Annotated in this window: 13 protein-coding genes; 12 read left to right on the top strand and 1 reads right to left on the bottom strand. The window is 29.1% G+C overall.

Annotated elements, in window-relative coordinates:
• Positions 1-61 precede the first annotated feature (61 nt).
• The 7 genes from ACH2BC_RS10195 to ACH2BC_RS10165 all read left to right on the top strand — a co-directional run bounded on the left by ACH2BC_RS10195 (position 62) and on the right by ACH2BC_RS10165 (position 6,764).
• Positions 62-622, top strand: coding sequence for a hypothetical protein (locus tag ACH2BC_RS10195; protein ID WP_395053893.1), 561 nt, complete (start codon positions 62-64; stop codon positions 620-622).
• Positions 595-1,536, top strand: coding sequence for a hypothetical protein (locus ACH2BC_RS10190; protein WP_395053892.1), 942 nt, complete (start codon positions 595-597; stop codon positions 1,534-1,536). The genes ACH2BC_RS10195 and ACH2BC_RS10190 overlap by 28 nt, the downstream gene beginning before the upstream one ends.
• A complete protein-coding gene (locus tag ACH2BC_RS10185) occupies positions 1,529-1,711 on the top strand; it encodes a hypothetical protein (protein WP_395053891.1) in 183 nt (60 codons plus the stop codon). The genes ACH2BC_RS10190 and ACH2BC_RS10185 overlap by 8 nt, the downstream gene beginning before the upstream one ends.
• Complete coding sequence (gene gwsS, locus ACH2BC_RS10180) at positions 1,698-2,786, top strand: grasp-with-spasm system SPASM domain peptide maturase (protein ID WP_395053890.1); 1,089 nt, start codon at positions 1,698-1,700, stop codon at positions 2,784-2,786. Before ACH2BC_RS10185 ends, gwsS begins: the two co-directional genes overlap by 14 nt.
• Entirely contained in the window at positions 2,779-5,025 is a 2,247-nt protein-coding gene (locus ACH2BC_RS10175) for a peptidase domain-containing ABC transporter (protein ID WP_395053889.1), read from the top strand. Before gwsS ends, ACH2BC_RS10175 begins: the two co-directional genes overlap by 8 nt.
• Before the next feature lie 67 nt (positions 5,026-5,092).
• Positions 5,093-5,458: a four helix bundle protein gene (locus ACH2BC_RS10170; protein ID WP_395053888.1), complete on the top strand. Its 366-nt coding sequence runs from the start codon at positions 5,093-5,095 to the stop codon at positions 5,456-5,458.
• Complete coding sequence (locus ACH2BC_RS10165; RefSeq protein WP_395053887.1) at positions 5,445-6,764, top strand: HlyD family secretion protein; 1,320 nt, start codon at positions 5,445-5,447, stop codon at positions 6,762-6,764. The genes ACH2BC_RS10170 and ACH2BC_RS10165 overlap by 14 nt, the downstream gene beginning before the upstream one ends.
• Positions 6,765-6,877: 113 nt before the next feature.
• Here ACH2BC_RS10165 and ACH2BC_RS10160 read toward each other — a convergent pair whose 3' ends face one another.
• Entirely contained in the window at positions 6,878-8,128 is a 1,251-nt protein-coding gene (locus ACH2BC_RS10160) for an ABC transporter permease (RefSeq protein ID WP_395053886.1), read from the bottom strand.
• A 301-nt stretch (positions 8,129-8,429) separates the two neighbouring features.
• Here ACH2BC_RS10160 and purH point away from each other — a divergent pair, with 301 nt between their 5' ends.
• The 5 genes from purH (at position 8,430) to mrdA (ending at position 14,443) form a co-directional block, all read left to right on the top strand.
• On the top strand, positions 8,430-9,977 hold the full coding sequence (purH, locus tag ACH2BC_RS10155) for a bifunctional phosphoribosylaminoimidazolecarboxamide formyltransferase/IMP cyclohydrolase (protein WP_395053885.1): 1,548 nt from the start codon (positions 8,430-8,432) through the stop codon (positions 9,975-9,977).
• A 52-nt stretch (positions 9,978-10,029) separates the two neighbouring features.
• Entirely contained in the window at positions 10,030-11,058 is a 1,029-nt protein-coding gene (locus ACH2BC_RS10150) for a rod shape-determining protein (protein WP_395053884.1), read from the top strand.
• Between the two features lie 91 nt (positions 11,059-11,149).
• The gene (gene mreC, locus ACH2BC_RS10145) at positions 11,150-11,977 is read left to right on the top strand and encodes a rod shape-determining protein MreC (protein WP_395053883.1); all 828 of its coding nucleotides are present in this window, start codon (positions 11,150-11,152) and stop codon (positions 11,975-11,977) included.
• Positions 11,970-12,476, top strand: coding sequence for a rod shape-determining protein MreD (locus tag ACH2BC_RS10140; RefSeq protein ID WP_395053882.1), 507 nt, complete (start codon positions 11,970-11,972; stop codon positions 12,474-12,476). Before mreC ends, ACH2BC_RS10140 begins: the two co-directional genes overlap by 8 nt.
• Positions 12,473-14,443, top strand: a complete 1,971-nt coding sequence (gene mrdA / locus ACH2BC_RS10135; protein WP_395053881.1) for a penicillin-binding protein 2 — start codon at positions 12,473-12,475, stop codon at positions 14,441-14,443. Before ACH2BC_RS10140 ends, mrdA begins: the two co-directional genes overlap by 4 nt.
• Positions 14,444-14,541 lie beyond the last annotated feature (98 nt).

Below are 14,541 nucleotides of genomic sequence, written 5' to 3'. Positions count from 1 at the left end.
GTTCTGTTCTTGTTCAAAGGACTACTTGTTTAATAGAAATCAACAAAAGATATCTAACAAGTTGAAATCAATTATAAACAAAGACCAAGGCGTTAGAAAATATGAGGCAATGTTAAACATTAAATATAAAATTAGAGATTTTAATTTTATCTGTGATAGTCTATATAATTCCGGAGTAAGAGGAAATCTAAATAATTATTTTGATTTCTCTAAAATTGAAAATAGAGAATTACAAATTTCAAAATTTACAGAAAAACAAAAAAACGATTATAAAGATGAAATAGAATTTGGGAGAAAATTTATGAGTAATGTAGATGAATCAAACAAAAATGAAATATATAAAATAATAAAAAAATATGGATATCCATCATTCTATAATCGAAAATGGAATGATACAACAAATTTGAGAGTTGGAATTACTTTTGTCCTTACACATACAGACGTCTATAGTAAAGTTGGAAAAAAACTCTTAAAATTAATGATTGTAGAATATAAAAAAGGAAGGGTCGAAGAAGGAGAAATGAAGCATTTTTTATGGCATGCGAATGGCAGAATTACTGGCGCTCCTTATGAATATAGTTTTGATATAAAAGAATGGGAAAAGAAATTAAAAAAGTTTTAATAATTTCTGAAAGTGTAGATGGTTCAACTAATAAGGTTATAGAATGGTTAATATCTTATGGAATTAAGTTTGAAAGAAAAAATGTAGATGTAGATTTTAAAAAGTTTAGTATAAATATAAACAATAAACTAAAAACTAACTTTGATAATTATATAATTTGGAATAGAAGAGGATATATTCCTATCACACCTCATAAATTATACTCTAATATCTGGGGAAATTTCTTAAAACAGCAACAACTAACAGTTATTGAATCGATAGAATCATTTATAAATAAACAATTAATATCCTCATATTCTAAAGAATACCAAAACAATAAGATAATTAATCTACAAACTGCCAAAGAATGTGGATTCAAAGTGCCCAAAACAATAATAACTAATAACAAAGAAGATTTATTTTCATTTATTAAGAAAAATAAATCTTACATAACTAAATCAATATACTTACCACCTAATGTTGAAACAAAAGAATTTAAATATTTTGGATCTGGTACTATTGAACTTGATTTAAAAAATATTGATGATTTTTTTGCTCCATCTTTAATTCAAGAATATGTTGAAAAAGAGTTTGAAATAAGGGTCTTTTTTATCAATAATAAGTTTTATCCTATGGCAATTTTTTCTCAAAATGATTATAAAACAAAAATTGATTACCGAAATTATAATATTGAAAAACCAAATAGAAATATACCTTTCAAATTGCCAAATAATTTGGAAATAAAAATATTGAAATTTATAAATAAATTAGAATGTAATTCAGGTTCAATTGATATTATATATTCTACTAAAAAAAAATATGTTTTCTTAGAAATAAACCCAATGGGTCAATATGATTGGGTTTCGCAATACTGTAATTATAATATTGATAAAAAAATTGCAGAAATGATTAAAGATAAATTACTATATGAATAAAGAAAATTCGCAGATGCCTTTGGAGTTTCAAAAAATTAATATGCAAAAAATTGATATAAATGTTAAAATTGAAAAAGAATATTTTGTAGTGGTAGAACTTTATAAAACAAATAAAGTTATTCCAGAAAACTTTTATAAACCAATATCAAAAATTTTAGATTTTGATTACAAATAAAAACATCAAACTATATAGTTCATGTATTTTAGTTAAGGGGTCAAATAGAACAATTATCTGCGATTTACAAAGAAATTCATATACTTTAATCCCAAATGACATGTATGATATTTTAAATAATCATGATGGCAAAAGTATTCAGAAAATACAAAATGAATATGAAAACAAATACAACTATATTATTGATGAATATTTCAAATTCCTGATAGAAAATGAGTTTGTTTTTTTAACAGAAAATCCAAGTTTATTTCCGAAAATGAGTTTAGAGTGGTACGAACCATTTGATGTTAATAATGCAATACTTGATATTGAAAATCAGTTTTATCATAAAAAAGTTTTACATCAGTTAGCTAAATTAAATTGTAAAAATGTTGAAATAAGGTTTTTCAATAAAAAATTTGAAACTTCATTAAATGAAATTTTAAATTATCTAAATATTGAAAAATCCATAACAAACTCAGTAGGTTTAATTTTACCATATTTGAAAAATTCAGAAACTTTATTTGAAAAATTGATAAGGGAAAACTCTAGAATAAGATATATTATAATTTATAATAGTAAAGAGAATATTGTAATTGATTCAATTAGAAAAGGATCTGGTCATCTAATTTATTCTAAAGAAAACATATCTTCTAGTAAAAGTTGTGGCTTAATAAGTAACAAACAGTTCGTTATAAATACAAAAATGTTCACCGAATCCCAAAACCACAACACTTGTCTAAACCGAAAAATATCCATTGACAAAGACGGAAACATAAAAAACTGTCCATCAATGGCAGAAAGTTTTGGTAATATAAAAGATACTACGCTAGAAGAAGCATTAAATCATCCCAACTTTAAAAAATACTGGAATATTAATAAAGACCAAATAGAAGTGTGTAAAGATTGTGAGTTCAGACACATTTGTACAGATTGTCGTGCCTTTATTGAAGAACCAAATAATCAATATTCTAAACCTTTAAAATGTGGTTACAGTCCATATACTAATGAATGGGAAGAATGGAGCACTAATCCATTAAAACAAAAAGCAATTGAATTTTATGGTATGCAAGATTTAGTAAAAAAAAATGTCTAAAACCTTCCCAACCTACAAACAACCAGACTCCAAAGACTGCGGACCAACTTGCCTAAAAATTATAACCAAACATTATGGCAAAATAATAAACATACAAAAGTTACGTACACTTAGCGAAACTACAAGAGAAGGAAGCAATTTACTAACCTTGAGTGATGCAGCAGAAAAAATTGGGTTTAGAACACTTGGTGTAAAATTAAGTGTGAATAAATTACTAGAAGCACCTTTGCCATGCATACTGCATTGGAATAACGATCATTATGTGGTTTTGTATAAAATTAAAAAGTCAAAGTTAAAAAGTTGGTTTAGAAAAGATTCCTACGGAATGACAAATAATGCGAGTTATTGTATTTCTGACCCAGCAATTGGTTTACTAGAGTATAATCAATCAGAATTTTTAAAATTTTGGATAGGAAACAATGCAGATGAAACCACAGAAGAAGGTATTGCTTTGTTGCTAGAAGCAACACCCAAATTTTATCAATCAGAATTTGAAAAAGAAGACAAAAAAATATTTGGTTTTGGGCTTTTGTCTAATTATGTGTTGCGCTACAAATCGTTTTTAATTCAACTTGCAATTGGACTTTTGGCTAGTAGTTTATTGCAACTTATCTTTCCGTTTTTAACACAAAGTGTTGTAGATGTTGGTATTCAAAACCAAAATGTGCATTTTATTTATATGATTTTGCTGGCGCAATTGTTTTTGTTTTTTGGTAAAACCGCGTTAGAATTAATAAGAAGTTGGATATTGTTACATCTTTCTACTAGAATAAATATTTCCTTAATTTCTGATTTCTTTATTAAGTTAATGAACTTGCCAATATCATTTTTTGATGTACGCATGACAGGCGATATTATGCAACGTATAAACGATCATCATCGTATTGAACGTATACTCACAACATCATCACTAAGCGTATTGTTTTCTGTAATAAATATGTTTTTAATGGGTGGTGTTTTGGCTTATTACAATCTTAAAATTTTTGTAGTTTTCTTTGTGGGAAGTATTTTTTACTTTTTTTGGGTAACCTTATTTTTAAAAAGAAGAGAAAAGCTAGATTATAAACGTTTTGCCGAAGTTAGTCAAGAACAAAGCAAAGTGATAGAATTGATTAATGGTATGCAAGAAATAAAATTGCACAATGCCGAAAAACAAAAACGTTGGGGTTGGGAATATATTCAAGCAAGATTATTTAGAGTTTCTATGAAAAGTTTAGTGCTTGAGCAAACACAAACTATTGGTTCTAATTTTATAAACGAATTAAAAAATATAATTATTATTTTCCTGTCGGCTAAGTTGGTTATTGATGGTCAAATTACACTTGGAATGATGCTAGCAATTAGTAGTATTGTTGGAAGTTTAAACGGACCAATTATGCAATTAATAGGTTTTATTAGAGAAGCACAAGATGCCAAAATATCATTAGCAAGATTAGCAGAAATTCACAATAAAGAAGACGAAACTGAGAACGATGACGAAAAAATTTATGACATTCCAAACGATGCTGACATTGTAATTAAAGATTTGTCATTTAGATACATTGGTAGTGATGTGAATGTTTTAGAAAATTTAAACTTAACAATTCCAGCCAATAAAATAACAGCAATTGTAGGTACAAGCGGAAGCGGCAAAACTACATTAATGAAATTATTATTAAAGTTTTACGAACCTAATTCTGGCGAAATTCTTGTAAACAAAACGCCATTATCTAAAATTGCTCAAAAACCTTGGCGTTATCACGTTGGTTCTGTAATGCAAGAAGGATATATTTTTAATGATACTATTGCCAATAATATTGCAATTGGTGTAGATACAATTAACAAAGAAAAATTACTTTATGCAAGTGATGTTGCCAATATTAAAACTTTTATAGAAGATTATCCGCTTGGTTTTAATACTAAAATTGGCATGGAAGGTGTTGGGATGAGTACAGGACAAAAACAACGCTTACTTATTGCAAGAGCAGTTTATAAAGATCCAGAAATGTTATTTTTTGATGAAGCTACTTCTGCACTTGATGCCAATAATGAAAAAGAAATTATGGAAAAATTAAATAGTTTCTTTAAAAATAAAACGGTTGTAGTTATTGCGCATAGACTAAGTACAGTAATGAATGCAGATCAAATTGTAGTTTTAGAAAACGGAAAAATTGTAGAAATAGGAAATCATACCGAACTCGTTAAGTTAAAAGGAAATTATTATGAGTTGGTTAGAAACCAGTTGCAACTTGGCTCGTAGAAGGAAGATGGAAGATGGAAGTTTTTGAAAATTCTTTAAGTTTGTAATAACTTTAAATTAAATTTTTATGAGCTTTAAATTTGAAAAATTAATAATATGGCAAATTGCAATGGATTTTGGAGAGGAAATAAATACAATGACTTTAGGGTTTCCTAAAAAAGAAATTTATAATTTATCTTCACAAATAATGAGAGCAACTGATTCAATCGCTTTAAACATTTCTGAAGGTTCCATAGAACAATCAAATGCTGAATTTAATAGATTTTTGGGATATTCTGTTAGATCGCTTGCTGAAGTGGTTACAAGTTTACACAAAGCAAAAAGAAGAAATTATATAGAAGAATTAGAGTTTAATAAAAAATACGAAATTGCTTTCAATCTTATGAATATGATGTTAGCATTCAAAAATAAAATAAAAAATGCCAATAACTAATAACCTTTCTTCCTCAAACTCCCAACTTCCAACTTCTGACTTCCAACTTAGAAGCGAAGAAGTTCAAGAAATATTAACTCGAATTCCGCATTGGATTATTCGTTGGGGAAACTTGGTTATACTTTTTATAATAGGTATTGTTTTGGGAGTTTCTTGGTTTGTAAAATATCCAGATAGTATTACTGCTCCAATTATTATTACAACTAACATTCCACCTGAAAAATTAATTGCAAAAATTTCTGGCAAAATTGAAACAATTCTGGTAACAGATAAAACTAATGTAATTCAAAACCAACCATTAGCAGTTATAGAAAGTTCTGCAAATTTTAGAGATGTCTTTTTGCTTAAAAACAGTATTGATTCTATAGATATTTCTAAAAATAAATTCCCATTTAATCTTTTTATGAACGCACAACTTGGTGATGTAGAAAGTGCTTTTGCATTATTTCAAAAAGAATATGTTACCGATGAATTAAATAATCAATTACAACCTTATAAAGTACAAGGAACATCTTTAAGTGTAGAAGGAATTCAATTAAAAGAACGATTAAATTTATTGTTATCTCAAAAAGAAATAAATCAAAGTGAACTTCAACTGCAAAAAAAAGATTTAGAACGTTACGAAACTTTATTCAGCAAAGGAATAATTTCAGCCCAAGAAATAGAGAAACAAAAACTAATTTATTTTCAAGTAGAAAAAAATTTTAAAAATGTTTTAAGTTCTATTTCTCAATTAAAATCATCAGTAAATGATTTAAGTAGAAATTCAAAAACCACACAAATAAACGAAACCAAAGAAGGTGTAACCTTGCAAAGAAATGTTTTGCAATCGTTTTATCAACTTAAAAAAGCTATTAAAGATTGGGAGTTGAATTATGTTTTTCGTTCTTCCATAAATGGTAAAGTTTCTTTTTTACAAGTTTGGAAAGAGAATCAAACGGTAACTGCTGGCGAAAATATATTTTCTATAATTCCATCTGATGAAAATGGATATTTAGGCAAAATAAAAGCACCAGCATTAAACTCAGGTAAAATAAAAGTAGGCCAAATAGTAAACATAAGATTATCAAATTATCCTGATAGAGAATTTGGAATACTAAAAGGAAAAGTAAAATCTATTTCTTTACTTCCAGATAAAGATGGAAACTTATTATTAGATATTTATTTACCTAAAAAACTAGAAACATCTTATAAAAAAACAATACCTTTTCAACAAGAAATGATTGGTCAAGCCGAGATAATTACAGAAGATTTAAGATTATTAGAACGTTTGTTATACCAATTTAAAGATATTTTTAAAAGATAGTTTTTTTAAATTTATAATAAATCTATTTTTTATCTTCCAACTTCTGTCTTCCTTCTTCCATCTTCCTTCTTCCTTCTTCATACTTCCAACTTCGCACTTCCAACTTAAAACTCCTACATTCCACTACGAATAGCTTCCACAGGATCCAATTTAGAAGCTGATATTGCAGGCAAAATTCCAGCAACCAAACCAATTATTGCTGCCAAACCTGTACCAAGACAAATGTTGAAAAAGCTTAAAACAAAATCAAATTCTAATACCTTTGTTAACACAATTGCAATTAACCAGACCAGAATTATTCCTATCAATCCGCCAATTACACAAAGAATTATGGCTTCAAATAGAAATTGAAAAAGTATAAACCTGTTTTTTGCGCCAAGCGATTTTTGAATTCCAATTAAATTGGTACGTTCTTTTACGGAAACAAACATTATGTTGGCAACTCCAAAACCTCCAACTAAAAGTGAAAATCCTGCAATCATCCATCCACCAGCGTTCATACTACTTATTATTCCGTCAAGGAAATCGGTAAATCCAGAAAAAACATTAATAAAAAAATTGTCTATTTCGGCAGTTTTTACACCTCGCATTGTGCGTAATTTTTGTGAAATATCGGCTTTAAAAGCTTCCATATCTATTCCTTTTGATGGTTTTATTACTATTACTGGCAACATTGAATCGTTGTTATCGCCAAACATTTTTCTAATAAAATTTACTGGAATAAAAACCGAAGTGTCATTGCTATCGCCAAATAATCCTGCGCCTTGTTTTTTTAGAATTCCAATTACTGTGAATTTTTGACCATACATTCGTACTTGTTTGCCAATTGGGTCTACGTTTTCAAATAGACTATTGGCAATTTCGTCTCCAATTACAATTACTGCTGTACCAGAATTAGATTCGGCTTCATTGTAAAATCTACCAGAAGTAAATTCTAATCCTTGAATGTCTATAAACTCTTGAGAAACAGGAACTACATTTACAGAACTTACCGATTTTGTTTCGTGTTTTATAATTTCTGCTCTGGTAAATATCTGGTAAGCAAGTTGTTGTGCATCTGGTAAATTATTTTTAAGATATTGGTATTCTTCATAATTTACATTGGGAAATTGCTCTCGTTTCCATCTCGGAATTTCTGATGGTCCAAATGATTCTGCTGTTAAATAAATGGTGTTTTTATCTAAACTACTTAAACTTTTTTTAATTTTTTGGTCTAATGAATCTACCGCAGCAAGTACAGCTATTATTGAAAATATTCCAATTGTAACTCCTAATAACGAAAGTAAAGTTCGTAACTTATTGGTTCGCAAAGCGTTCATTGCAAAAGTGAAACTTTCTTTTAATAATCTTAAATATACTAACATTGCGGTTTTTTTCTTTGTTCAAATTTAAGGTATTAGTAATTATAATGAAACAAATGTTACAGATATTCAATACAAATGTTATTTAACCCTGATTGAAGCGGTATCTTTTATACCTGACAGGTTTTAAAAACCTGTCAGGTATAAAAATATAGCGAAAAGCAGGAAAATGGTTAGTAAAAAAGCCCAAGCCATGCGTTGCCAAAAAAATAAAAAATAATACTTATATTGAATTAAATTCTGCTAAAAATTAAAATTAATTCAGATTAAAAAAACTACTTTTGTGTGCTTAACTACACACATAATGAGCACGACTAAAAGTATTAAATCGGCACTAATTTCGGTCTTTTCAAAGGATGGTTTGGAGCCAATTGTTAAGCAACTTCATCAGCAAAATGTAACTATTTACTCGACTGGCGGAACAGAAGAATTTATTAAAAATCTAGGAATTCCGGTTGTTCCTGTTGAAGATGTTACTTCGTTTCCAGAAATTCTTGGCGGAAGAGTAAAAACATTACATCCTAAAATTTTTGGCGGCATTTTAAATCGTCAAGACAACGAAAGTGATGTGCAACAAATGGACGAATTTGAGATTCCGCAAATTGATGTTGTAATTGTAGATTTATATCCATTTGAAAAAACGGTTTCTTCTGGCGCAAAAGAAAGTGATATTATTGAAAAAATTGATATTGGTGGTATTTCGTTAATTCGTGCTGCAGCTAAAAATTTTAATGATACTGTAATTGTTGCATCTGTGAACGAATATAGTTTGTTTCTTGACATGATTGTTGAAGGAAAAGGAACTACAACACTAGAACAAAGAAGACTTTTGGCAACGAAAGCTTTTCACGTTTCATCTCATTATGATGCTGCAATTTTTAATTATTTTAATGTTGATGAAACTATTTTAAAAACTAGTATTGACAATGGTCAAGTTTTAAGATATGGCGAAAATCCGCACCAAAAAGGATTTTTCTTTGGCGATTTTGACGCTTTGTTTACAAAACTTCACGGTAAAGAATTGTCTTATAATAATTTATTGGATGTTGATGCTGCTGTGAATTTAATTGCTGAATTTAAAAATACGGAAGATACGTTGCAATGCAACGCATCGACGTTTGCAATTTTAAAACACAATAATGCTTGTGGTTTAGCAACAAGAAATTCTATGAAAGAAGCTTATTTGGCAGCTTTAGCTTGCGATTCAATATCGGCATTTGGAGGAGTTTTAATTGCAAATGGTACAATTGACGCCGAAACTGCTACTGAAATAAATTCGCTTTTTTGCGAAGTTGTAATTGCACCAAGTTATGATGAAAAAGCCATTGAAATTTTATCTCAAAAGAAAAACAGAATTATTTTAGTTTTAAAAGAGGTTGAGTTACCTGTAAAACAACTTCGTACCTGTTTAAATGGAATTTTAGTTCAAGATAAAAACAATAGCACTGACAATAAACAGTCGTTAAAAAACGTTACTACAACAACTCCGACAGATCAAGAAGTTGACGATTTAATTTTCGCTTCTAAAATTTGTAAAAATACAAAATCTAACACCATAGTATTTGCTAAAAATAATACTTTAATTTCTTCTGGAACTGGACAAACTTCTCGAGTTGATGCTTTAAAACAAGCAATTGAAAAAGCAAACACATTTGGATTTGATTTAAATGGCGCAGTTATGGCAAGTGATGCATTTTTTCCGTTTCCGGATTGTGTAGAAATTGCAAAACACGCTGGAATTACAGCTGTTATACAACCTGGTGGATCAATTAAAGACGAATTAAGCATAAATTATTGCAATGAAAATAAAGTTGCAATGGTATTTACAGGAACACGTCATTTTAAACATTAATTTGTTTAACTTTGCGCTAATTATTTATTAACTTTTAACCCCTAAACATCGTATGGGATTTTTTGATTTCATGACCGAGGATATTGCGATAGATCTTGGTACCGCTAATACATTAATCATTCACAATGATAAAGTTGTAATTGATAGTCCATCTATCGTTGCAAGAGATAGAATTTCTGGTAGAATAATTGCCGTTGGAAAAGAGGCAAATATGATGCAAGGAAAGACTCATGAAAACATAAAAACCATTCGTCCGTTAAAGGATGGAGTTATTGCAGATTTTGACGCATCGGAACAAATGATAAAAATGTTTATCAAAAGTATTCCTGCATTAAAGAAAAAAATGTTTCAACCTGCACTTAGAATGGTAGTTTGTATTCCATCTGGAATTACAGAAGTTGAAATGCGTGCAGTAAAAGAAAGTTGCGAACGTGTAAACGGTAAAGAAGTATATTTAATTCATGAACCAATGGCGGCAGCAATTGGAATTGGAATTGATATTATGCAACCTAAAGGAAATATGATTGTAGATATTGGTGGTGGAACTACCGAAATTGCTGTTATTGCTCTTGGCGGAATTGTATGCGATAAATCAGTCAAAATTGCAGGTGACGTTTTTACAAACGACATTATTTATTATATGAGAACGCAACACAATTTATTTGTGGGAGAAACAACAGCCGAAAAAATAAAAATTACAATTGGTGCAGCTACAGATCAACTAGAAACTCCACCAGATGATATGTCAGTTCAAGGTAGAGATTTACTTACTGGAAAACCAAAACAAGTGGAAGTTTCTTTTAGAGAAATTGCAAAAGCACTTGACAAATCTATTCAAAGAATTGAAGATGCAGTTATGGAAACGTTATCTCAAACACCACCAGAATTAGCAGCAGATATTTACAACACAGGAATTTACCTTGCTGGTGGAGGTTCAATGCTTCGTGGTCTTGACAAACGTATTTCTTTAAAAACAGACTTACCAGTTTACATTGCAGAAGATCCTTTAAAAGCAGTTGTTCGTGGAACCGGAATGGCGTTGAAAAACATACCAAAATTTAGAAGTATTCTTATAAAATAAATTCCAAATTTAGTAAATTCCAAATTCCAAAAATCGTTAATGCAATTACTTTTGGGATTTGGAATTTTGAAATTTGTAACTTTTAAAAACTATGCAGCAAATATTTAATTTTATATTTAAAAACAGCCATCGAATGCTGTTTTTGCTGCTTATGGTAGTATCTATTGGGCTTACAATTCAGTCGCATTCGTATCATAAAAGTAAAATAATAAATTCTGCCAATTTTTTTACTGGTGGCGTTTATGAAAAAGTAAATTCTGTAAATGAATACTTTGATTTAAAAACTAAAAATGACGAATTAGCATTAGAAAACGGAAGATTAAAAGGGTTACTTTTTAATTTAAAAGACTCTACAAAATTGCCGCTTTTTGATTCTATAAAAGGTGTTAAAAAAACAGATATTCAAATTTCTAAAGTCATCAAAAACTCTTATGGTTTTCAAGAAAATTTCTTAACTATAAATTCTGGTCAAAAACTTGGTATTGAACCAGATATGGGAGTTATTAATAGTTTAGGAATTGTTGGTATAATTGAAAATACATCTACAAATTATTCAACAGTTTTAAGTATTCTAAATGTAAAATCTCAAATTAATGCTAAAATTAAAAAGTCAAATCACTTTGGATCTTTAATTTGGAATGGTAAAAATGCAGGATTTGTTCAATTAATAGATGTACCAAGATTAGCATCGGTTAAAAAAGGAGATACCATTGTAACTGGCGGACAATCGACCATATTTCCAGAAAATATAAATATTGGAACCATTGAAAATATTTATACTGATAATCAAACAAACTTTTTCACCATAAATGTTCGGTTATTTAATGATATGACAAGTTTAGATCACGTTTATATTGTTAAAAATAAAGACAAAAAAGAAATTGATGCATTAGAAAAAAATACTGTTAAAAATGAATAGTACTTTTTTATATAACCTTGCCAGATTTATTTTGTTGCTTGCAGCACAAGTACTTATATTTAATAATTTTAACTTTTTAGGTTATATTAATCCGTTTCCATATATATTATTTATAATTTTATATCCAGTAAACGGAAATAAATATGGACTGCTGATGGCAAGTTTCTTTTTAGGATTGTTAATGGATATGTTTTGTAATTCTGGCGGAGTATTTGCAACATCTTGTGTACTTCTTGCCTTTTTACGTCCAGCAATATTTAGATTTTCATTTGGTTTAAGTTACGAATACCAAACGGTTAGAATTAATGATGTTTTAAGTCCAGGACGATTTTCGTTTATATTTTTATCAGTTTTAATTCATAATTTATCTTTATTTTTACTTGAAGTTTTTACCTTTGAATCTATATGGAGTATTTTGCTTAAAACTCTTTTAAGTACAGTATTTACAATCATAATTTGTATATTAATAATTTATCTAATAAAGCCAAATAAGCGATGAGAAAAGCTTTGTTGCCATCTTTAGTCATTATCGTAGCGTCTTTGCTATTGATAAGGATCTTCTTTTTGCAAATAGTTGACGATTCTTTCAAATTAAAATCTGAAAACAACGCGATCAAAATTAAATATGACTATCCAGAAAGAGGTTATATTTATGATAGAAATGGAGTACTTCTAGTAGCCAATCAGTCTTCTTATGACATTATGGTTATTCCTAGAGATATGAAAAAAATAGACACATTAGAATTCTGTTCTCTACTTGCTATCACAAAGGAAGAATTTATAAAAAAAATAAAAAAAGCACGAGTTTATAGCCCGATGTTGCCTTCGGTTTTTTTACCACAATTAAATAAACTAGAATACGCAGCGTTTCAAGAAAAAATAAGAAAATTTGAAGGTTTTTATATTCAAAAACGTTCACTTAGAGATTATCAAGATAATTTTGGTTCCAATGTTTTTGGATTTATCACTCAAGTAAACGAAAAAATAATTGAAAAAAATCCATACTATATTGGTGGCGATTTAATTGGAAAACAAGGCGTTGAAGAAAGCTATGAAATTGAACTTCGAGGTCAAAAAGGAGTAAAATATATTTTAAAAGATAAATTTAATAGAGAAATTGGTCCGTACAAAGAAGGAAAATACGATACAATTTCTAAGCAAGGTCAAGATTTAACGTTAACACTTGATGCAGAACTTCAAAAGTATGGCGAAGAATTAATGATTAACAAATGGGGTGGAATTGTTGCCATTGAACCAAAAACAGGAGAAATATTAGCATTAGTTACTGCACCATCTTATGATCCTGGAATTCTTGTTGGAAGACAACGATCTAAAAATTATACTTTTCTTTACAAAGATTCTATAGCAAAACCACTTTATGATAGAGGACTTTTAGCAGAATATCCTCCAGGTTCGCCATTTAAAATTTTAACGGCTTTGGTGGGTTTACAAGAAGGCGTTATAGATACAGAAACCACATTTTTTTGCCGCCGAGGTTTTAGTTATGCTCGTGGTAGATTTATGAAATGTCACGATTCTGGTGCGTCTAAATTACATAACGGAATTTATAATTCTTGTAATACTTATTTTGCCAACGTATTTATGAAAACCATAAATAAATATAAAGATCCTGGTGTTGGTGTAGATGTTTGGGCTAAACATGTTAAAAGTTTCGGTCTTGGCGATTTTATGGGAAGTGATTTACCAACTGGTAAAAAAGGTTCCATTCCTACTTCTAAAACTTATAAAAAATTATATCCTGCTGGCGGTTGGCGAAGCACAGCAATAGTTTCTAATGCAATTGGTCAAGGTGAAATTTTAATGACACCTATACAATTGGCCAATATGATGGCTACAGTTGCCAACAGAGGATATTATTTTACACCTCACGTAATTAAAAAAATAGAAGGAAAAGTTATAGATAAAAAGTTTAGAACTAAACACATGACAACTATAGACAAGAAAAATTTTGAACCTGTAATTAATGGTTTGTATGATGTTTATAATCTTGGAACAGCAAGAGGTTTAGGCGCAGTTGGAATAGAAATATGCGGAAAAACTGGAACTGCCGAAAACTTTTTACGTGTAAATGGCAAACGTGTAAAACTTCAAGATCACTCTATTTTTGTGGCTTTTGCTCCAAAGGACAATCCTAAAATTGCTATTGCTGTATTTGTAGAAAACGGATATTGGGGTGCACGTTGGGCTGGTCCAATTACTACTTTAATGATAGAAAAATATCTAAATAAAAAAATAACACGATTAGATTTAGAAAAGAAAATGTTAAACGGAAGTTTAAAATCGCAATACGATAAATTAAGACCCAAAAAAGTTCAAGACAGTCTAACTTTAATTAAAACTAAATTACTAGACAGCATTGCCAAAATTAAGCGCGAAAAAGATTCTATCAACAATAAAAAGTTAGAGAAAAATATAAAAATTGACTCTTTAAAGTCAAGAACCTAAATGAAAAATCAAAGCGTAACAAGTAATATCGATTGGATAAGTATATTCATTTACATTGCATTAGTGGCAATGGGATGGTTAAATATTTATTCGTCATC

The organism is Flavobacterium sp., assembly GCF_043760115.1.
Classification (GTDB): Bacteria; Bacteroidota; Bacteroidia; order Flavobacteriales; family Flavobacteriaceae; genus Flavobacterium.
The sequence above is the reverse complement of the archived record's forward strand: the minus strand, read 5'-3'. Positions and strand labels throughout refer to the sequence as shown.

Excerpts from the sequence above, each read along its gene's own strand:
- ACH2BC_RS10190 (WP_395053892.1), top strand. The coding sequence starts at position 595 with ATGGGAAAAGAAATTAAAAAAGTTTTAATAATTTCTGAAAGTGTAGAT.
- ACH2BC_RS10185 (WP_395053891.1), top strand. The coding sequence starts at position 1,529 with ATGAATAAAGAAAATTCGCAGATGCCTTTGGAGTTTCAAAAAATTAAT.
- ACH2BC_RS10175 (WP_395053889.1), top strand. The coding sequence starts at position 2,779 with ATGTCTAAAACCTTCCCAACCTACAAACAACCAGACTCCAAAGACTGC.
- ACH2BC_RS10170 (WP_395053888.1), top strand. The coding sequence starts at position 5,093 with ATGAGCTTTAAATTTGAAAAATTAATAATATGGCAAATTGCAATGGAT.
- ACH2BC_RS10165 (WP_395053887.1), top strand. The coding sequence starts at position 5,445 with ATGCCAATAACTAATAACCTTTCTTCCTCAAACTCCCAACTTCCAACT.
- ACH2BC_RS10160 (WP_395053886.1), bottom strand. The coding sequence starts at position 8,128 with ATGTTAGTATATTTAAGATTATTAAAAGAAAGTTTCACTTTTGCAATG.
- purH (WP_395053885.1), top strand. The coding sequence starts at position 8,430 with ATGAGCACGACTAAAAGTATTAAATCGGCACTAATTTCGGTCTTTTCA.
- ACH2BC_RS10150 (WP_395053884.1), top strand. The coding sequence starts at position 10,030 with ATGGGATTTTTTGATTTCATGACCGAGGATATTGCGATAGATCTTGGT.
- mreC (WP_395053883.1), top strand. The coding sequence starts at position 11,150 with ATGCAGCAAATATTTAATTTTATATTTAAAAACAGCCATCGAATGCTG.
- ACH2BC_RS10140 (WP_395053882.1), top strand. The coding sequence starts at position 11,970 with ATGAATAGTACTTTTTTATATAACCTTGCCAGATTTATTTTGTTGCTT.
- mrdA (WP_395053881.1), top strand. The coding sequence starts at position 12,473 with ATGAGAAAAGCTTTGTTGCCATCTTTAGTCATTATCGTAGCGTCTTTG.